The 18,066-nt window shown below is 54.4% G+C and carries 15 protein-coding genes and 4 pseudogenes; 12 read left to right on the top strand and 7 right to left on the bottom strand.

What is annotated here, in order from left to right:
- Positions 1-83: 83 nt before the first annotated feature.
- From E0501_RS20655 to E0501_RS20630, 6 genes and pseudogenes are all read left to right on the top strand, one after another.
- Positions 84-1,337: a D-arabinono-1,4-lactone oxidase gene (locus E0501_RS20655; RefSeq protein WP_161594682.1), complete on the top strand. Its 1,254-nt coding sequence runs from the start codon at positions 84-86 to the stop codon at positions 1,335-1,337.
- Entirely contained in the window at positions 1,334-2,461 is a 1,128-nt protein-coding gene (locus tag E0501_RS20650) for an alanine racemase (protein ID WP_137703307.1), read from the top strand. Before E0501_RS20655 ends, E0501_RS20650 begins: the two co-directional genes overlap by 4 nt.
- A 278-nt stretch (positions 2,462-2,739) precedes the next feature.
- Positions 2,740-3,448, top strand: a pseudogene (locus E0501_RS20645) (IS6 family transposase).
- Between the two features lie 98 nt (positions 3,449-3,546).
- Positions 3,547-4,764, top strand: a pseudogene (locus E0501_RS20640) (MFS transporter); the annotation flags it as partial.
- A gap of 354 nt (positions 4,765-5,118) precedes the next feature.
- Positions 5,119-5,583 (top strand): VOC family protein, encoded by a 465-nt coding sequence (locus E0501_RS20635; protein ID WP_205123533.1) that lies wholly within the window; start codon positions 5,119-5,121, stop codon positions 5,581-5,583.
- A 199-nt stretch (positions 5,584-5,782) separates the two neighbouring features.
- Positions 5,783-7,273, top strand: a complete 1,491-nt coding sequence (locus E0501_RS20630; RefSeq protein WP_137703305.1) for a winged helix-turn-helix domain-containing protein — start codon at positions 5,783-5,785, stop codon at positions 7,271-7,273.
- 23 nt (positions 7,274-7,296) lie between these two features.
- Here the strand turns inward: E0501_RS20630 and E0501_RS20625 are convergent, their stop codons facing one another.
- Positions 7,297-7,656 carry a hypothetical protein gene (locus E0501_RS20625; RefSeq protein ID WP_137703304.1) on the bottom strand — a complete coding sequence of 120 codons (360 nt, stop codon included), beginning with the start codon at positions 7,654-7,656 and terminating at the stop codon, positions 7,297-7,299.
- Between the two features lie 270 nt (positions 7,657-7,926).
- Between E0501_RS20625 and E0501_RS20620 the strand changes: the two genes are divergently transcribed.
- The 3 genes and pseudogenes from E0501_RS20620 to E0501_RS21640 all read left to right on the top strand — a co-directional run.
- Positions 7,927-8,151, top strand: a complete 225-nt coding sequence (locus tag E0501_RS20620) for a hypothetical protein (RefSeq protein ID WP_137703303.1) — start codon at positions 7,927-7,929, stop codon at positions 8,149-8,151.
- A 317-nt stretch (positions 8,152-8,468) separates the two neighbouring features.
- A pseudogene (locus E0501_RS20615) lies at positions 8,469-8,759 on the top strand (IS6 family transposase); the annotation flags it as partial.
- Between the two features lie 57 nt (positions 8,760-8,816).
- A pseudogene (locus E0501_RS21640) lies at positions 8,817-9,113 on the top strand (IS6 family transposase); the annotation flags it as partial.
- On the opposite strand, the gene E0501_RS20605 reads toward E0501_RS21640, so the two are convergent.
- Positions 9,101-10,009, bottom strand: a complete 909-nt coding sequence (locus tag E0501_RS20605; RefSeq protein WP_137703302.1) for an alpha/beta fold hydrolase — start codon at positions 10,007-10,009, stop codon at positions 9,101-9,103. The pseudogene E0501_RS21640 and the gene E0501_RS20605 sit on opposite strands and share 13 nt — an antisense overlap.
- Before the next feature lie 62 nt (positions 10,010-10,071).
- On the opposite strand from E0501_RS20605, the gene E0501_RS20600 reads away from it, so the two are divergent.
- Positions 10,072-11,703 carry a winged helix-turn-helix domain-containing protein gene (locus E0501_RS20600; protein WP_137703301.1) on the top strand — a complete coding sequence of 544 codons (1,632 nt, stop codon included), beginning with the start codon at positions 10,072-10,074 and terminating at the stop codon, positions 11,701-11,703.
- A 107-nt stretch (positions 11,704-11,810) separates the two neighbouring features.
- On the opposite strand, the gene E0501_RS20595 is transcribed toward E0501_RS20600, so the two are convergent.
- Together E0501_RS20595 and E0501_RS20590 are read right to left on the bottom strand one after the other, a co-directional pair.
- Positions 11,811-12,131: a cupin domain-containing protein gene (locus E0501_RS20595; RefSeq protein ID WP_137703300.1), complete on the bottom strand. Its 321-nt coding sequence runs from the start codon at positions 12,129-12,131 to the stop codon at positions 11,811-11,813.
- 718 nt (positions 12,132-12,849) lie between these two features.
- Positions 12,850-13,269, bottom strand: a complete 420-nt coding sequence (locus E0501_RS20590; protein ID WP_137703299.1) for a rhodanese-like domain-containing protein — start codon at positions 13,267-13,269, stop codon at positions 12,850-12,852.
- 170 nt (positions 13,270-13,439) lie between these two features.
- Between E0501_RS20590 and E0501_RS20585 the strand changes: the two genes are divergently transcribed.
- Positions 13,440-14,324: a glycerophosphodiester phosphodiesterase family protein gene (locus E0501_RS20585; protein ID WP_161594681.1), complete on the top strand. Its 885-nt coding sequence runs from the start codon at positions 13,440-13,442 to the stop codon at positions 14,322-14,324.
- Between the two features lie 84 nt (positions 14,325-14,408).
- Here E0501_RS20585 and E0501_RS20580 read toward each other — a convergent pair whose 3' ends face one another.
- The 3 genes from E0501_RS20580 to E0501_RS20570 all read right to left on the bottom strand — a co-directional run bounded on the left by E0501_RS20580 (position 14,409) and on the right by E0501_RS20570 (position 16,449).
- Positions 14,409-15,215, bottom strand: coding sequence for a heparin lyase I family protein (locus E0501_RS20580; protein ID WP_137703297.1), 807 nt, complete (start codon positions 15,213-15,215; stop codon positions 14,409-14,411).
- 67 nt (positions 15,216-15,282) lie between these two features.
- Positions 15,283-16,035: a hypothetical protein gene (locus E0501_RS20575; protein ID WP_137703296.1), complete on the bottom strand. Its 753-nt coding sequence runs from the start codon at positions 16,033-16,035 to the stop codon at positions 15,283-15,285.
- Positions 16,036-16,089: 54 nt separating this feature from the next.
- On the bottom strand, positions 16,090-16,449 hold the full coding sequence (locus E0501_RS20570; RefSeq protein ID WP_137703295.1) for a hypothetical protein: 360 nt from the start codon (positions 16,447-16,449) through the stop codon (positions 16,090-16,092).
- A 341-nt stretch (positions 16,450-16,790) separates the two neighbouring features.
- On the opposite strand from E0501_RS20570, the gene E0501_RS20565 reads away from it, so the two are divergent.
- Positions 16,791-18,050, top strand: coding sequence for a tyrosine-type recombinase/integrase (locus tag E0501_RS20565; protein WP_137703294.1), 1,260 nt, complete (start codon positions 16,791-16,793; stop codon positions 18,048-18,050).
- Positions 18,051-18,066 lie beyond the last annotated feature (16 nt).

The raw sequence follows: 18,066 nt of genomic DNA, 5'->3' as shown, positions 1-18,066 counted from the left end.
ATGTCACCCTGACAATAGCGTGACAGCCAAAGATATGCTTTGATGGCCCATAGGCGCCCGGATGCGCGATGGAGGAGAACCCGATGTGGTCCAACTGGTCGGGCAATCAGGTTGATGATGGCCGTGTGCATCGGATCGTCGGTGCCGAAGATGCCGCGCGGCTGATTCGCGACACGACAGGGGTCATTCGGACTGTCGGTTCGGGCCATTCGTTCTGGCCGCTAATACGCGGCGCCGTGCACTTGTGCCAAATCGCGCCGCGCCGCGGTTCTCCGGTCCTCTCGTCGGACGGCGACCGGGTCTGGATCGATGCAAACGCCACGCTGCGTGACATTTCCCAGGCTTTGCATGTCGATGACCGCGCCTTCCGCAACTTGGGTGATATCAACGCACAGACGCTAGCCGGCGCGATCTCCACCGCGACCCACGGCACCGGGCAAGAACTGCCCTGCCTATCTGCCGAAGTCACTGGCCTGCGCCTTATCGATGGAACTGGAACGCTGGTCGAGGTTCCAGAGGCCGATCTGCCCGGTGCGCGCGTCGCGCTTGGGCTTCTGGGCATGATTTCCGAGGTGCAGATCAATACTCGACCATCCTACCGGCTCCGCAAACGAGCGAGCAAACCGGCGCCTAAAGATGAGATCATCTCGCAGATGCCCGAGCTTTGGCGCAACCACCGCCATGCCGAATGCTTTGTCCTCCCACACAGTGGTAAGGGCGTCAGCATCACACACGACATCACGGAGGATGCACCGACCAAGCCGCCGCTCGACCTCGATGAATTCGGGCTCTCCTATCTAAATGGCACGAAGGGCCTGCGCCACATCTCCCCCGCCCTGCGCCGCGCCGCCGTTCGTCTGCTTATGGCCGCCATGTCGGCAGAAGATTTCGTTGACGAAAGCTGGAAGGTCCTCTGCACCACGCGCCACACGCGGTTCAACGAGATGGAATACAACCTCGACGCAAGAGTGGCTGAAGACGCCATATGCGAGGTCATCGAAATAATGGAGACACGGCATCCCGAGGTGATCTTTCCCATCGAAGTCCGAAAAACCGCGCAGGACAGCGCATGGCTGTCCCCGTTTCACGCTGGCCCAAGCGTCTCAGTCGCCGTACACGTTCAGGCAACGCGCCCCTATGAAGCCGCCTTCCGCGACTGCGAGGCGGTCTTCCGCGCGGCGGGCGGAAGACCGCACTGGGGTAAGCTCCACACCATGACGCGCGACGAGGTCGACAGCCTCTATCCCAACGCCGATGCCTTCCGAAGGCTGCGGGCCCGCTTCGACCCGGAAGACAGATTCCTTTCCCCCGTGCTCCAGCCCTATTTCGGCGCATGACATCCTCCTATTTTACATCGCTCGACGGGACCTTGCGAGGAACGGACGGTCCGGCCTTGGTCCTCGACCTCGACCGGCTCCACCGCAACCTCGAGATTGTGAAGGCGCACGTCCAGCCTGGCATCCGCACTCGCGTGGCCGCAAAATCACTAGCCAGCCTGCCGTTGCTCGACAAAGCCGTGGCGGGGCTGGAGGCCGTCGGCTTCATGACATTCTCATCCGGCCATCTCGATACTCTGCTTTCCAAACGGCCAGAGAACGAGCATCTGCTGGGCAAGCCATTTCCGGTCGTGGGGGCCGCAAAGGTGCTCGCGACACACCCAAATGCAGCGGATAGGGTGATCTGGCTTATCGACACACCAGAGCGCGCAGCCCAATACCTCGATCTCGCGCATCAGAGCGGCCAACGCCTGCGCGTGGCATTAGAGGTCGACGTCGGCCTTCATCGCGGGGGCGTGTCTCCCGACCGGCTGAAGTCCGAACTGGCCGCGCTCGCCGGATACCCTCATTTCCACCTCGAAGGCGTTATGGGCTACGACGCGCACCTCGCCAAACTGCCGGTCGGTCTCAGGAGGCGCGAAGCGCGAAGCGTAAGGAACATCCTTCGCCGGGCGCACGATGCGCTCCTTCCTCTCTCTCCCAATGGTTTCGTGAACACCGGCGGCAGCACCTCATTCGGAACCTACCACCAAAGCGATGGCGTGACCGAAGTCTCCCTTGGCTCCCTACTCGTGAAACCAATCGATTTCGACGCGACCGCGCTGGCTGGCATCGAACCCGCGCTGTTCATCGCCACGCCAATCCTGAAATACCTTCCGTCGAACCCCATCCCCGGGCTGGGCATACTGGGAAGAGCGCTCAGGAAAAATCGCGCTGACATCGCGATTTCGGGCGGCTATTGGAAAGCGGTTCCGGTCTTTCCCGAAGGATACGGTTACTCACGCGTCTTCGGGCGGTCCTCCAATCAAGAAATCTGGAGCGGCCCGGCCCTTTCCACCTCTTTGGTCGACACATGCGCTTTCATGCGGCCAACTGAATCCGAGGCGATCATCCAAACCTTCGGGGAAATCCTCGTGATCAGCGGCGGTGAACTGGTGGACAGGTGGCCTACACTCCGGCCCTGAGATACCAGAGCGACGCCCTCAGCCCGAACGTAGAGGACCCTGACCAAGGGAACTCGCCATCATCGGCGGAACGGCAAGAGCGTGTCAACGAGTATGACCGCTCCGGGCTCGAAGCTGTCGTTCGCTGCAGCCTGTTCGAGTGACCGCTGAGCGGGACAAAGCTGCCCTTCGGCGGGTGGCCGTCGCTTAGCGGCAAAGCGAAATCAAAGGGCAGCCGCGAGGGTCATGTCAGAGTAACTTGCCTTGAGCCGGGCAGGGGTCTCTCTTAGCCTCTCAAGATGACCAAGCGTTCCCCCTTCAAGTACTTCAAGACCAGCCCAGAGATCATCCGCCTGGCGGTAATGCTCTATGTCCGGTTCCCGTTGTCACTTCGAAATGTCGAGGACCTGCTGCACGAGCGCGGCATCGACGTGAGCCACGAAACCATTCGTTTCTGGTGGAACAGGTTTGGGCCGATGTTTGCCTCTGAGATCCGGCGGCGGCGTGTTCAGCAGCTACGTGCCTTTTCCCGATGGCAATGGCATGTCGACGAGGTCTTTGTGAAAATCAACGGCGAGCGGCACTATCTCTGGCGTGCTGTCGATCACGAAAGGCGAGGTTCTTGAGAGCGTCGTCACGAAGCGAAGAAACAAACGCGCCGCATTGAAAATGCTGAGAAAATTGATGCGGAGATATGGTCAGCCAGAGGTGTTGGTCACAGATCGATTTGCTTCATACAAGGCCGCGCTTCGCGAAATGGGCTGCGGCAATCTGCAATCGTGTGGGCGCTGGCTCAACAACAGAGTCGAGAATTCGCACCTGCCATTCCGACGACGAGAACGGGCCATGCAGCGATTTAGGCTGATGCGAAGTTTGCAGAAATTCGCGGCCGTCCACTCATCTGTTTTCAACCACCTCAACCAGGACCGCAGCCTCTCAAGCCGAGATCATTTCAAACAGAACCGCACCGCCGCTCTTGCCGAGTGGCGTGGTCTCTGCGCGGCATAAGGGACAGCGTCACTGTCCTGCCAGAGACGAGTTCGAATTAGTCTGACAGCACCCTTGGAACAACATTAGTATGTTATAGTGTTTGGAATTTTCAGGAGAGTGCCATGACCACCGTCGAGCATCTGCCACCTTTTCGATGGGTAATTGTCGGAGCGGCCGCGTTGATATTGGCCATGTCAATGGGCGCAATCGTCAACGGCATGTCCGCCTATGTCGTACCTTTGGAAGAACTCCATGGTTGGGATCGTGCGGATATTTCCTTGATTAACGTATCCGGCATCGTAGGCATGGCATTCGGTGGGCTCATAATGGGCGCTATGGCCGACAAGTTCGGAACCCGTACCGTTGTTCTGATGGGCAGCATTGTGATGGGCCTTGCCTATCTCACTTCCGCAGCAGCGAGCCAGCTTTGGCAGTATTATACGCTTATGTTCATTGCGGGCCTCTTTGGCGGAGCTGCAATCTTTGCGCCGGTCATGTCACTGGTTGGAAAATGGTTCCCCGTAGGCGCGGGTCTTGCGATTGGTATCGCCTCGGCCGGTCAAGCCTTAGGCCAAGGGGGAGTACCGTTCGGATCGGCGCTGCTGATCAAATCATTCGGGGTGTCGGGAGCCTTGGCAATCACAGGCGGCCTGATGCTCGTTGTTCTTATTCCGTTGGCGGCACTGCTCAGGCCGATCGAACTTGGCTATTCCGCGCAAGTGTCAGCGGTGCAGAGCCGTGACTATCCGCCAATCAAACTGGTCGTTCCGATGATGTGCCTCGCGATTTTCTTGTGTTGCACAAGCATGTCAGTGCCCCTCATGCATCTTGTTCCGCATATTCAAGGCTGCGGATACAGTGCCGATGAAGCTGGCTCGGTCATCTTCTTGATGCTGATGGTGGGAATACTCGGACGTATCGCCTTCGGGAAGCTCGCTGACATTATCGGTTCTATTCCAGCTTACATGACAGCAACGGCTTGGATGACATTGCTCATTTACGGCTTCATCCTGATCAACGACCTTTCAAGCTTTTATCTCTATGCTCCGATATATGGATTTGGATATGCCGGCGTGATGACCGGCGTTCTGACCACCACCGCCGCCTACACTCCGCCCGAGCGGCGTGGTTTTGCTCTGGGTGTGATTACCATGTTCGGATGGTTTGGCCACGCCAATGGCGGATACCTGGGCGGATACCTTTATGATATGACCGCTGACTACGCCGTCGCCTATGGGATGGCTGCGTTGGCCGGTGCCCTGAACCTGGTCGTTGTAGCCGTCCTGTTCTGGATGGTCAAAGGACCTGGAGCAGCAGAAGCAGCAAGCGCCTGAAATGGTATCACTAAGCATTGTTTGGCGTTCCTTGGGTGGAACTCCAACTAACCGCTGACCGAATGTTGGACAGTCATGTCATCGGAAAGACCGGACATCTGCGCTTCCGCTATGGGCTGATTGTGTTGAAAAACTCATTGCTCGGGCGGAAGACTGCATTTTCGCAGAATTTTCTCCCGCTGAGGCGCATAACTGAGAACCATGTCTGGAAAAATGCGGCTTTACGGAAAGTCATTCTGACTTTTTGCCCTGATTTTCCAGCGACGGAGTTTTTCAACACTATCGGCTCGGAGCCGCCGTTCGCTGTAACAGCCCTTTAGGTCAGCTCTGCGGACGAAGCTGCCTTTCGGATCAATGTATGGTATTGTCGACGTCGAAGGTCTTGGGGAAATAGATGCCATGCCAGAAATGTTACTCCATCACATTTCGTATCCAGTCAGAGATGTTGAGGTGTCGGCTTCTTTCTACGAAGACCTTTTCAAGCTGAAGCGCTTGCCTCGCCCGCCATTTCCGATTCTAGGCGTGTGGTTGGGATGTGGCGATCGGCAAATCCATCTCGTGCTGAATGAAGCAGGAACCTATCGAAGCTCTCCATCTCCCGACATCGCCGACGTGCACTTTGCATTCTGCACCGACGACTTCGAAGGGTTGGTCGAACGTTTGGAGGCGGCTGGTTTTCGAGAAGATCTACCGGAAGGTGACAGGAAAAGAGTTCTCATGCTCCGAGAAGGCCTCGCAGGCTTCCCACAACTCTATCTGTTGGACCCCGATCTCAACACGATCGAAGTGAACGCAGCACCAATGCCGGGAGAAACGTGAGGCTACAATTCCGTCGCTGCCACCCAGGGCTCGTAGCGGTCGAGCGCTGCGATGGTGCTGAAGGTCCGCTGCCACCAAGAGCAGCCGTAGATCTGAGCTACATCGACCGGCGGGTTCGCGGACTTTTCGTACATCAAGTGTTGCCGTAATTTGGTGTCGCTGGCACCATTGAGGCATTCAACCGTGTGGGATTTGCGCGATGAACGCCCCAGAGGATAACGGAAATCGACTACGTCTAGGCAAGTTCGTCTTCGACCCGACTACTGGTCGCTTGGCCGGTCAACACCGTGAGCCTGTGGCGCTCCGCGAACAATCCTTGCGCGTTTTGAAAGAGTTGGCGGCCCACAATGGTGAGACGGTTGAAAGGGATGATCTGGTCAACGCGGTTTGGAAGGGCGTTTCAGTCTCGGATGACAGCCTAGTACAGTGTATCAAGGACATTCGTGCGGCCTTGGGCGACAGTGACCGACAAATTCTGCGCACCGCAGTAGGACGCGGCTACAGCTTGCATGGCTTGCGCGAAATACCTTCGAGCCCGCAGTCCCGCCCCACGCTTCTGATATATGCGCCGCGGGTCCATGGCGACGACCCGGAAATTGTGGACTTGGCCGAGGTCATAAGAGAGGAATTGGTGATGGCCCTGTCGCCTCGGGCCGGGATCAGGGTCACAACCGACGAAGAGCAGCGCACTGCGGCGCTCTACTCGATCAGCGGACGCGCAAGCAAGTCGGGCGAAAACGTCCGGGTGTTCCTGCAGGTGGTCAAAGGTCAGCCTGGGGATGTCGTATGTGCCGAGACATGGAGCGCACCATTTTCGGATGCGGCGTCGCTGTCACGTCAAATTACCGACCGGATCAGCAATTTCCTTCGAATTCACATGATCACGTATGGGGGTGAAGATTACATCACGATCGATAATCATGAATTAAACACCCAGGAACTTCTTGCGAAAGCAGCATTCCACCTGTCGCGCTTTGAAATCCATCACTGGGATGCCGCTAGGGATGCGCTTTCACTTGCTGTCAAACGCGATCCGGAAGATCCAATTGCCCTTGCGATGCGCGCTCATATTGCCACGCAAATGACACCGCAAGTCGCCTTCTCGCGCATTCCGGATGATCTCGAATATTGTATCGACCTGTCCGAACGCGCTGTCGGAATAGCGCCTGAAATCGACTTCGTGATCCGCACGCGGGGAAATCTCAGGATGTGGCTGAAGGCGGATCACGAAGGGGCGCGTGCAGATTTTCATCGCGCTCTGGAAATCAATCCGGCATTTCACTTGGCACTCTTGGCGCTGGCAACCAGCGAGATGTTTTGCCAGGAATACGAGGCAAGCATGGCGCGCTTCAAGAAGGTGATGAAGCTGGCCACCTCGGCAGACGCTCTCTACCCGCTTTACCTTAGCCTTCTGGCTCTGTGCCAATTCCTCGCCGGCGAGGAAAGCGATGCCCTGAAAAGTGCGCATGAAGGCCACGAACGCGCACCCTCCGATCCCTGGGGCAAGCTGATATTTGCGCTGATGGCGGCGGACCGCGAAGAAATTACAAAAACGGAGGGGTTCCAGCGCATGGTTGCCAGCATAGATCTTCCCTTCACCCATTTCCGCGACATGCCCTTTTTTGATGTTCGGGATGTCGACAGGCTGGAGGAGCGGCTGACCCTCATCGGGTACCCCCACTCCTCCTGATCGGGCCTCCAGCACTGTTTCGGTCAGCTCGCGCAGAACTCGCACGCGATTTCCTGAAGGAAGGGTTCGCGCGCTTCGACCGGCAGCGATGACAGGCCGGTCCCGTTCCAGTCAGCTTCAAGCCGGTACAAGCCTTCTGCAGAGATATTTTGCCCATAAATATAGGCTTCGGCGTATCCTTCATCCCGAGCTTCAATCACTGTGAAATGCACCCCGTTAATCTTCACGGCGTCAATCTCTCGAACCTGGAGTGATGTTAGAAGTCTTTGAGACGCACCAGTTTCGGCTTCAGATGTCTTGATTGCAAACTGGTCGGCCTGCGCAGTGCCGGCTGCCATGATGGTCAAAGCGATAGCGGCTTGGGTGATGTTTTTGAGTTTCATCTGATTTCCCTTTCGGTTTTGGCTCCGGTGCTATCTGCAGCACCCTGAGACAAGTCTGGGACATCAGATCAAACCACGCAGGAAATCTGGACGAAAATTGCCCGAAAGATTCTGAATTCGACCGTGAAAGGACATTGAGCGGGCGCGCAGGGGCCCGGATTTCCGGATGCGAAAATCTACATCCGTGGAATCACCTCACAATGTGTGGAAAAGACGATTCCGAAGTGCACAATTAACGGCGCTGACCAACATACTCTGTGGAGCTGCACCATGGGGCCACCGATCAAAACGATGATACATGAGGGCAAGCCGGAAGGGCGGCTTGTCCATTTGCGCGATGGCAGTCACAGCAGATATTACATTGTTCCTGATGATGGGCGCGAAATCCGTGAAATCTCGCTAACTGAGGTAAGGCCATACCCGGCGTATGACGCCATGGACCGCCTTGCGAAGATTTTGAAGAAACCGATCGATCAAATTCTGGCTGTGGAGTGATCTAAAGCAGTGCCTTGATGGCGCTATGAGGAGCGAGATCATGCGTTCGTTCTGGGCGGTCAAAACACCGAAGAGTCGCAAGTTCCGGTCACGGTTGCTGAGTGACCTCCGGAAGCAGTGCAGTCTGAGCTACTGCTAGCCTTCCGCATTGCCACTGTGAAATCTGAATCTGGGCAAGCGAACCTCCATTTGCGACTAGAGCTTACGATTATGCAATTTCTAAGAATTAGCTGAGCTCTAGCGGCATTCATAATCACTCGGGTCTTGTCAAAGGAACTTGGCTTGAGGCGGGCAGGGGGCTTTCGTAGCCTTTGACGATGATCAAACGCTCGCCATTCAAGTACTTCAAAACCGATCCCGAAATCATCCGCCTGGCGGTGATGATGTATGTTCGGTTTCCGCTATCACTCCGCAACGTCGAGGACCTGCTGCACGAGCGCGGGATCGACGTCAGCCATGAAACCATTCGGTTCTGGTGGAACAGGTTCGGTCCGATGTTTGCGTCGGAGATCAGGCGCCGGCGTGTTCAGCAGCTACGCGCCTTTTCCCGATGGCAATCGCATGTCGACGAAGTCTTTGTGAAGATCAATGGCGAGCGGCACTACCTTGGTCATGTCAGAGGAACTTTGCTTGAGCCGGGCAGGGGGCTTGCGTAGCTTCCTGCCATGACCAAACGCTCGCCTTTCAAGTACTTCAAAACCAGCCCCGAGATCATCCGCCTGGCAGTGATGCTCTATGTGCGTTTCCCGTTGTCACTCCGCAATGTCGAGGACCTGCTGCACGAGCGAGGCATCGACGTCAGCCACGAGACCATCCGGTTCTGGTGGAACCGGTTTGGCCCGATGTTTGCGTCCGAGATCAGGCGCCGGCGTGTTCAGCAGCTACGCGCTTTTTCGCGATGGCAATGGCATGTCGACGAGGTCTTTGTGAAAATCAATGGTGAGCGGCATTACCTGTGGCGACGAGAGCGGGCGAACCTCGCCTTCGTGATCGACAGCTCGCCACAGGTAGCTTCCCGTTCCACGTCCTTATCTGCAAATTCGCTTAAAAAGCATTCAAGCAGATGAATGCAGTCGTTCACGTGCGTCGAGATTAGAAAGTGCCCCGCATCTGCAACCACTTCTGTCCGCGCATTTGGCAAGCTTTTTTCCAACGCCGAGGTAACCCCCATCATAACCGGGTTCGCATGTTCACCCCGCACCAGCAGCACAGGAGTGTTCAGGCGGGAGTAATCGAGAGCGGATGCCTCTAAGCTTCTGGCCGAGCGCCAATCAAGGATATTTGTGAATGTTTTTTCGCGGCAGTAGGCGCGAAACGGCTCCGGCATCGAGGCGAATGTGCCACTTTGTCCCCAAAAATCGATCACAAGGCTGCATGCTTCTGCATCTCCGCGGTCATGCGCGGCTTCCAGTTGGGCAGTCAGCCAGATCGCAGTATCCTGCAAGTCTTGGCGCCCGACAGCCCCGAGGAGCGTGATTGGGTTGGCCTCGAAGGTTGTGATGCTTAATGCATCGACCGCGCCTTCAAGCGCCGCCGCAAGGGCCACGGTGGCGCCGAAGGAATGGCCGACCAGATGCACAGGTTTGCCGATCCGTTCTGCAGCGTCCCGGATGATCGAAATTTCATGCTCAATCCCGAAATCATCGCGGCTTCGCGTTTCTGGCGTTTCTCCGTAGCCGCGCAGACAGGTGCTTACACAGTGAAACCTTTCACCCAGGTGGTTGTGGAACCCACGCCAAGCTTGTGCAGTGCTGAAGGACCCGGGCACGAACAGAATGGGTTGGCCGTCCCCCGTTTCATTATAGCCAATGATGCTGTGATCATCTTGCGAAGTTACAAGGTTTTCTGCGGTTTGCATGGTGCGTCTCCATTCCTTCGAATTTGATGGAAACCATGCTAGGCTCGATCGAAATGTAAGACTTGAGGGTCAGTTCAGGAAAAGCTTTGGGTTTGCTTTGGTTGCCGTGGGGAGGCATCAGGAAAGTGTTGTATCGCTTTGGAGACTTCGAGCTGGATACGGATCTGGTCGAGCTGACACGCGCCGGAGAGTTGCAGCAGATGGAGCCCAAAGTGTTCAGTTTGCTCGTCTGCCTGATTGCAAACCGGGATCGGGTCGTCGGCAAGGATGAACTGATTTCCATGGTATGGGACGGCCGAGTTGTCTCGGACGCGGCGTTGAACACGGGCGTCAACGCGCTTCGGCGGGCCTTGGGGGACTCCGGAAGTGAGCAGGCTATCATCCGAACGGTGCCACGCAAGGGCTTCAGGTTTGTCTTGGATGTCATGGAAGGAAAACCAGCAGTAGCAGAATCCTTGCCATCCTCCAAACCGGGGGGATCTCAATTTGGTAGGCCCTCAATTGCGGTCTTACCCTTCAAGATGATTACCGCCGAAGCCGATCAGGACTATATTGCCGATGGCATGGTCGAGGACATCACGACGCTGCTCGCCACAGTTCCCGAGATTTTCGTCATCGCCAGAAACTCGACCTCGATCTATCGAGAGCAGTCTTTCGACATACGAAAGATCGCCGAAGAGCTGGACGTTCGTTATGTCCTCAACGGCAGTGTCCAGAAGGCGGGCACGCGCCTGAGGGTCACGGCCCAATTCGTGGATGCCCTGACTGGCAGCCAGATCTGGGCGGGGCGTTTCGACAACGAGCTTGAGGATATTTTCAAAGTCCAGGACGAAGTATCGCAAGGGATCGTCGGCGCACTCCAGTCACGGCTCTTAGTCGCTGAGTCGGTGTATGTCGGTCGGCAACCTCCTGAAAAACTGGATGCCTGGGGAAATGTCGTGAAGGCGCGCACCAGGATGTTTGCATATCGCCCGGAAGATATCGATCAGGCCGAACCTTTCGCTCGGCGCGCCCTTGAGATCCAGCCGGACTATGCACAGGGCCACGCCATATTAGGGCAAATTCTCGCGTGGAGATCATATAACGGATGGACTGATGATTGGCTCGCCACAGGTAGAGAGGCGCATAAATGTGCAAGGAGGGCACTGGAACTGGGAGCAGACAATCCGACCGTTCTGACCGACGCGGCATTTGCCTACATCTGGTTGGGTCTATTTCTGAAAGCTGAACCCATCGCCGAACGCGCGGTAGAGCTCAATCCGAACTCGGCATTCAACTGTTCTGTCTGCGGCCACGTTCTGGCAATCGTTGGCCGACAGGATGAGGGCATCGAGTTGACTCGAAAGGCTTTCCTTTTGAGCCCGAGAGATCCGGTGGAATACATGTTTCATCTCTATGAAGGCTCTGCGCTCTTCTTCGCAGACGACCAACGCGCCGCCCAACGTGCTCTTGAACATTCTCTTCGGCTAAAGCCCGATCTTATGTTTCCCCGAATGTTTCTTGCCGCGATCTTTGAAAAAGAAGGCCGCACCGAAGATGCTCAGCTCCAATTGAAGAGAATTATTGATTTCGGATCCGGGGACGCGATCAAGAATATTTTTCGGCCACGTCCCGAAGGAACTTTGTGGCCATCGCTAACCGAACCAATCAGAAGGGTTTATGATGGCGATATTCCCAGCCCAGTGAGCGTCTGAAATCTGTTACTTTTGTACGTAGAGCCTGCTTTGTCCGCATTGCGGTCATTGGACCGGATTGCAGCGAACGGCTGCTCCGAGCCCGTAAGAGACGTTGACGGACAGGACTACTCCAATCCAACCAGCACGCCCCACCAATCCATTCCATCCATGACTTGGGTATGGTGCCCCTGACCGGTTGTGTCTTCGAGCAAAACAATCGTTCCCGGATGGACAGCGCAGATGTGTCCATCGGTGGTCCGGAATTCCAGAACACCGTGCACGCCTACGACGAACTGGCGCCGTGGTGTAGGATGCCAACCGCCGTTCCATCCAGCCGGAGTGCGTATAAACGTTACGCTTTTTGCATCCTTTGGATGCGACAAATCCAATGATGGTTGATCCGGAATGAAGTTGACGGGTGCGACATGAGCTTCGACCTCTTCCATTCGAGATTTTCCGTCATCCGTCGCAGTCAATCGGAAGTATTTTATCACCGCTCCCCTCAAGACAAGTGGCACCATTTTAGTTCGCCTGACTCAGAATGTCTCGACCGGGCTGTGTTGAACTCCCGTAAGGCCAACTCACAGGCGTGCGCTTTGTCCCGCGTAACAGTCGTTGCTGCAGATTTGACGAACCTCCGCTCATGGTGAAGACTGCCCACGCTCTCAACACATCAGGGATTGAAAATCCTCGTGTCGGTGGTTCGATTCCGCCCCCGGGCACCACTTTAGCCATAAAAATAAGGCACTTCAGCATCGCACAGTTTTCACTTCCTGCGTTGCACAGTCATTGCACAGTTTTTCGTGCGTTGCTGGGTGGGTTTGCGGGCTGAAAAGCTGTGTTGAACACAGTGTTTGGAATCAATGTGTTAGACACACTGTTCGCAACACACTGTTTGCCCACAACGACTGCAACACAGTTCTTTCCCACAGTGTTTGCGGACATAGTGCAAGACAACTTGTGCTTCAGAAGCACTGTCACAGGGGTTTAGAGGCCAGAAGCAGCAAAGCTCAAGCTATCTGCATAGCGAATGTACCCCAATACGTTTTTCAAATAGGACCTACAGCGCCCTCCTGTGCCCGGCCCGCAGCTAGAGTACCGGACCGCTCATTCTGATGCTGTGCACGCTGATTAGAGCGGATCATCTGCTGCGCAAGCGGCCTTTCACTGTGGCCGCACTGGCTGATAGCCCTCTTGCATGACGCGTAGCATTCCACCTGCAATATCTATGACTTCAATATCTGGAATGGCTGCGGCTACTTGCCTTGCAGCCCGTGAGGTTCGGTTGCCCGAACGGCAGATCAGTGACAATGATTGCCCGGGTTTGAGGTGCGGGCCCACAGCTTCCAAGAAACTGTCCGCATCCTTGTACGTAACCAGCAAAGCCCCCTCCACCACACCGGTTTGTTTCCACTCTTCGGGGCGACGAATATCTACCAGCACGGTAGTGTCATCATTTGCCAGCTCTGTACCTGTCGCTGCATGTAAGCGCACATTCGACGGCGTTGCATTTGCGTTAAGATAAACCCAGCCCCCCGCAACGGCGCAGATAGCACCCGCAACAAGAAATGAACGTCGACGCATTTCGTTTTCCTCATGAACTTTGAAGCGGACGTATGAGGCTATTTATTTAGTTCAAGTCTAATTGATTGCTTAGCGGCCAGAAGTCTAAGGCTGTTGAGATCTTAGGCTAATTGGTTTTCAAGAACATGTGTGGAAGCACAAGAGTTTCGAAAGTGAAAATGATGATACGCATGCTGTTTGGAATCGCGGCGCTGGCATTGGTTTCTCTGCCAGGCGTTTCCGAGGGCCAAACAAGTATCGAGGATCGACTTGCGCCTGGCCAACCACCAGTAGTTATTTCAAGCCGCGCCAGAGGTGGCGGAGCCCCGGACAATTCGTTGGCTGGGATTCAATATGCGATCGACCGTGGCGTCGATATGGTGGAAGTCCATATCCAGCCGACCCGCGATGGAAAATATATCCTGATGCGCGACATGAGGCTGACGGACGGTACTAATGTCACGGATATCTTTCCAGACGGGGCACCTTCCCTTGCTGGTAGCGCCCTTTCACGCCGCGGTTTGACTAACGACTACACACTCGAAGAAATTGCGCAGTTACGCTTGAAGGACCCTCAAGGTGGCGATCACCCAGTTCCAGATTTAGGTGAGGCACTTGATCTTGCCCAAGGGCAGGTTTTTGTCCTCCTCGCATTACAGCGATGGGATAACGCGACTTTGGTGCCATTGTTAAAGCGCTACAACCCCAGCGAAATCCTGCTCTTCACCAGGTATGGCAATCAGAGAGCGCTGCAAGAAGCAGCCGAAGCGACGGGTATAGGTGTAGCCACGTTCCTGAATGTGTCGAACGTTGAAGGTCAGCTCGAAGAGGACCTTGAGCGGTTCAATTCTTTGCTCAGGATGATTTATGTTACGAGCGACCAGCTCACGCCCGCGTTAATCGCCAAAGCGAAACACCACAGGGTGGCGATAGCCATTGTCGGAGCAGCCTACAACGATGAGGATGATGCGCTTATCAATGGTAACTCTGGGCCCTGGTTGGCAGCATTTGACAGCGGAGCAGCGGCATTCCTAACGAAATACCCCGATGCAGTACTGAAGCTTCTCGGGAGATAGAGGTAGCTGGGCGCGCTTCACCGCCTCGGAAGGCTGGAAGTGAGTCCATTTAACCAGACAAAAATTTTTTTAGATATTTTCCTATTATTTCAGAACCTTAACCGTGAAATCGTCAAATAAGGCGGTAGAAGTTTTCGATCCTTTTCCGCCAGGCCGATACACACCAAATTTAAAATGAGGCTTAGCGCATCTAGCGTAACCAATTGGAGCATCTTCGACCAAGGGACTGCCGTTTACCAAAACAGACAACCGTCCAGGTCTGGTCCTTGTGTCGAAGTCAATTGAAAATTGCAGGGTCTTTCCCAAGACAGATCTGATATTTATTGGTTTCCGAGCAACATTCCGATGAAAACCTCTGGACGACCCCACAATGCCACTGCCCGATACATTCTGTAGTGCATGCACTTCCAGCCAGCCGCGGTTAAACATCAGCATGAGTGGCGGGTATGCGTGACAATTACCATTCCATCCATGAAATTGAAAAAAGGTTTCGCGCTCGCCCGTGAATCCTTCCAAGAAAATGGTCTCAAACTGGACTCTGTGGATCCTACCTATCGGGAGATCATCCGATTGTTTTAGCTCTGCCCGCTCCCAATACGGAGCTCCGTGTCTTACTTTAGCATCAGTGAAGCACAATCCCACATCGCGCTCCCTGAGGGTCATTCGTATCTTTTTATCACCGCCAACTCGAACCCAGTCGACCGAGCGCTTTTCCCCACGTACTACGGGTAGCCCGCAGTTATCATAGGCAGTTTTGTTCCAGTCATTGTCTTTGTAAGATCTGCCCTTTGCTAAAGCATTTTGTGGCATTATGACTGCGGATCCAAAGGCAACAAGCATAATGAGAAGTGCGCAGTAGCGCTTTGTTGACGCATGGAGAAACGTCGTCATTTTGCCGCCTCAACTTTCTTCAACGCCTGTTTCCCACGAATTGGTGCCAACTGGATCCGTACTCTGCTCATTTTATCTTCTCAATAGTTACTTTATCGTAGTCGACTATCGAATGAGCGTTCTTCCCAGGGTCGCCTGCCCGGTAAATCCCTAAATCCAGCGTGGGGCGTCCGCAGTAGAAGATGTTTTGGAACGTGGTTCTGGGAAGCCAAGTTTTTCCGCCGACTGAAACTGTCAGAGCCTGGGTGCTGTAATTTTCGAAAATTATCTCTACTTTACGCCATCTGTTGTCGACAGGATCTGGGGAGATAGGCCTGCTGATCCACTTATGTCCAGGGCTGCTTACTGCCAAACTAAAACCAAATTTAGCGGGACCACCGTTGCGTTTGTTCCAGCCACCTAACATTGCCATAACTGGCACTCGGCTGTCTGGACAGTCTTTAATCTGAAAGAAAGTTGTTGATGTTCTGTTTTGATCAAAGCCCTGAACAAATCTTACGTCAAAGCTGACCTTATAGATGCCTTCCTCTTTAAAAGCCGGGCCCTTTATCTCCGCGCGCTCAGACCATGGCTTTTTAAACTTTTTTCCATGAGCCTTATCATTATCAGTATTACACTTGCCAATATCTCCGTCACGAACTTGAAACCGCAGAAATCTCCTTTCGCCCTGCCGCATCCAGCGTACTGAATCGCGTTTAGGAAAACCGCACTTGGGCTCTGCTTTCCAGTTCCAATCAGCATCGTGGAAATCCTTCGCCTTCGCACCACTTGAAACCATAAGAAGCAAACAGATAGACAAAATACTCAATAGATAATTCATATCACCCCAATCCTCAGAGAGAAATATTACGCAACGAAATCTTGATTAGTTCATTTATTGTGCAAATTGACCAGTGACAAAACTGCCTTTGCCATAATCTCTTACGTAGGCTACTTCATTGCCAACTACATAGTATTCTTGGCAATCAAGGGGCAGTTCTTTTCCTGCCCACTTGCCCGTCCTACAAAGCCGACCATTTTCCCAGTACCATTTGCCGCTACCAGATATGTTTTTATTTCCTCCACTCCATTTTCCATTTTTGGAAAATATGAAATGAGCGCCGTTGGGAAATGAAATTTTCTTTCCAACTATTTGGTTAATAAAAGCTTGCTTGTTCGCAATACGCCCATCGCTAGCGAGTGCAGAGCTTGCAACCAGCATAGCGGCAGACAAGAATATTATTCTGTCCAACATCCTAACGGCTCCGTTCAAGTTGTACTGCGCATTTTGATGTTAGCTATCTGAAGAAGTTTTTCAAGCCGCCGGCGAGCGCTGTAGCGTGGTCAGGAAAAACGGATAAACGTAAGCACTGAAGAAAATTTCTTAGCCGAACTGTAAGGCGCAGACCAGTCGCGAGCTCTCAATATGACCTATCTGACTAGCCTCCTCTAACCAAAGGAAATCCGCAGAAAAAGCGTATCAACATAGCAATAGCCGACCAGCTGAACAGTCTTCCATTGCGTGACAGATCGCATTTCTGGCTGACATCACGGACACACGAACTTAGTGTGTGATGAGGCAATCGAGGAGCAGGAATGGCCAAGCTGGGCGCGGATACGCATGTGCTGTTGGATGGGGAGGTGAAGGTCTACAAGCGCGGCAACAGCAAGCGCTGGCAGGCTACGTTCAAAATCGACGAGCACTGGGTGCGCATCAGCACCGGCAAACGCGATCTGGAAGAAGCCAAGGCCGTCGCCCGTGATCAGTACCTCGACTACAAATTCCGCGCCAAGCACGACCTTCCCGTTGTCACCAAACGCTTTGAAGATGTCGCGAAGTTAGCAATTGCTGATATGCAGAAGCAGCTGGACGCGGGTGCAGGGCGCAAGGTGTTCAAAGACTACATCAAGGCCCTCAACAAATACTTCATCCCATTCTTTGGCAAGACCTTCATCACCAACATCGATCACGACAAAATCCTCGCGTTCAACGCTTGGCGGGTGGAGCAGATTGGTCGCGAGCCCAAGGCATCGACGCTGAACACGCACAACTCAGCCATGAACAAGGTGTATGCGGAAGCCATTGCTCGTGGCTTCATCACGCAGGGCAAGGTGCCAATCCTTGCCAACAAGGGCGAAGGTGCAAAACGCCGTCCTGACTTCAGCTTGGAAGATTATCGCAAGATGATCCGCAAGCTGCCGCACTGGATCGACAAGGGCAAAGGCGGCAAGTCACGGGACATGCGCTATCTACTGCGTGACTATGTGCTGATCTTGGCCAATACCGGCATGCGGCATGGGACAGAGGCTCAGAACTTGCGCTGGAAGCACGTGACTGTCTTCAAGGAGAACGGCTTGGAGTATGTGGAGTTCTATCTGCACGGTAAAACCAAGCCGCACGACGCCATCGGTCGCGCTGGCACCATCGACTATCTCAAGCGCATCCATTCGCGCACGGAAGCGATCAAAGACATCGACTTCTACGAGATGCTCAAGCAGAAGCTGGACCTGCCGGTATTTTGCCTTCCGGATGGAACAGTAACTGAGCACCTACGCCAGACCTTTAAGGCGTTTCTAAAGGACGCTGGCCTGCTGAAGTGTCCGAAGACTGGCCAGGACCGTACGCTTTACAGCTTGCGTCACACCTACGCGACATTCGCGCTGGTCAATGACGGCATGGATATCCACGCCCTAGCCAAGCAGATGGGAACATCTATTGGGATGATAGAGCGGCACTACAGCCACCTGACCCCACGCATGAAGAAAGACATGTTCACCGGCAAGCGGTACGAACTGTCGGCGGAAGAGTATGCCGAGCAAAAAGCTGGGGAAGCTGCGCTCCAAAATGGCACATGATCTGGCTCGCCATGGT

The sequence above is a fragment of the Marimonas lutisalis genome, from assembly GCF_005434965.1.
GTDB lineage: Bacteria > Pseudomonadota > Alphaproteobacteria > Rhodobacterales > Rhodobacteraceae > Marimonas_A > Marimonas_A lutisalis.
This window is presented reverse-complemented; position numbering and strand designations above follow the sequence as displayed.

Bases quoted from the DNA above. Each gene is read 5' to 3' on its own strand.
- E0501_RS20655 (WP_161594682.1), top strand. From the start codon at position 84: ATGTGGTCCAACTGGTCGGGCAATCAGGTTGATGATGGCCGTGTGCAT.
- E0501_RS20650 (WP_137703307.1), top strand. From the start codon at position 1,334: ATGACATCCTCCTATTTTACATCGCTCGACGGGACCTTGCGAGGAACG.
- E0501_RS20635 (WP_205123533.1), top strand. From the start codon at position 5,119: ATGTATGGTATTGTCGACGTCGAAGGTCTTGGGGAAATAGATGCCATG.
- E0501_RS20630 (WP_137703305.1), top strand. From the start codon at position 5,783: ATGAACGCCCCAGAGGATAACGGAAATCGACTACGTCTAGGCAAGTTC.
- E0501_RS20625 (WP_137703304.1), bottom strand. From the start codon at position 7,656: ATGAAACTCAAAAACATCACCCAAGCCGCTATCGCTTTGACCATCATG.
- E0501_RS20620 (WP_137703303.1), top strand. From the start codon at position 7,927: ATGGGGCCACCGATCAAAACGATGATACATGAGGGCAAGCCGGAAGGG.
- E0501_RS20605 (WP_137703302.1), bottom strand. From the start codon at position 10,009: ATGCAAACCGCAGAAAACCTTGTAACTTCGCAAGATGATCACAGCATC.
- E0501_RS20595 (WP_137703300.1), bottom strand. From the start codon at position 12,131: ATGGAAGAGGTCGAAGCTCATGTCGCACCCGTCAACTTCATTCCGGAT.
- E0501_RS20590 (WP_137703299.1), bottom strand. From the start codon at position 13,269: ATGCGTCGACGTTCATTTCTTGTTGCGGGTGCTATCTGCGCCGTTGCG.
- E0501_RS20585 (WP_161594681.1), top strand. From the start codon at position 13,440: ATGCTGTTTGGAATCGCGGCGCTGGCATTGGTTTCTCTGCCAGGCGTT.
- E0501_RS20580 (WP_137703297.1), bottom strand. From the start codon at position 15,215: ATGACGACGTTTCTCCATGCGTCAACAAAGCGCTACTGCGCACTTCTC.
- E0501_RS20575 (WP_137703296.1), bottom strand. From the start codon at position 16,035: ATGAATTATCTATTGAGTATTTTGTCTATCTGTTTGCTTCTTATGGTT.
- E0501_RS20570 (WP_137703295.1), bottom strand. From the start codon at position 16,449: ATGTTGGACAGAATAATATTCTTGTCTGCCGCTATGCTGGTTGCAAGC.
- E0501_RS20565 (WP_137703294.1), top strand. From the start codon at position 16,791: ATGGCCAAGCTGGGCGCGGATACGCATGTGCTGTTGGATGGGGAGGTG.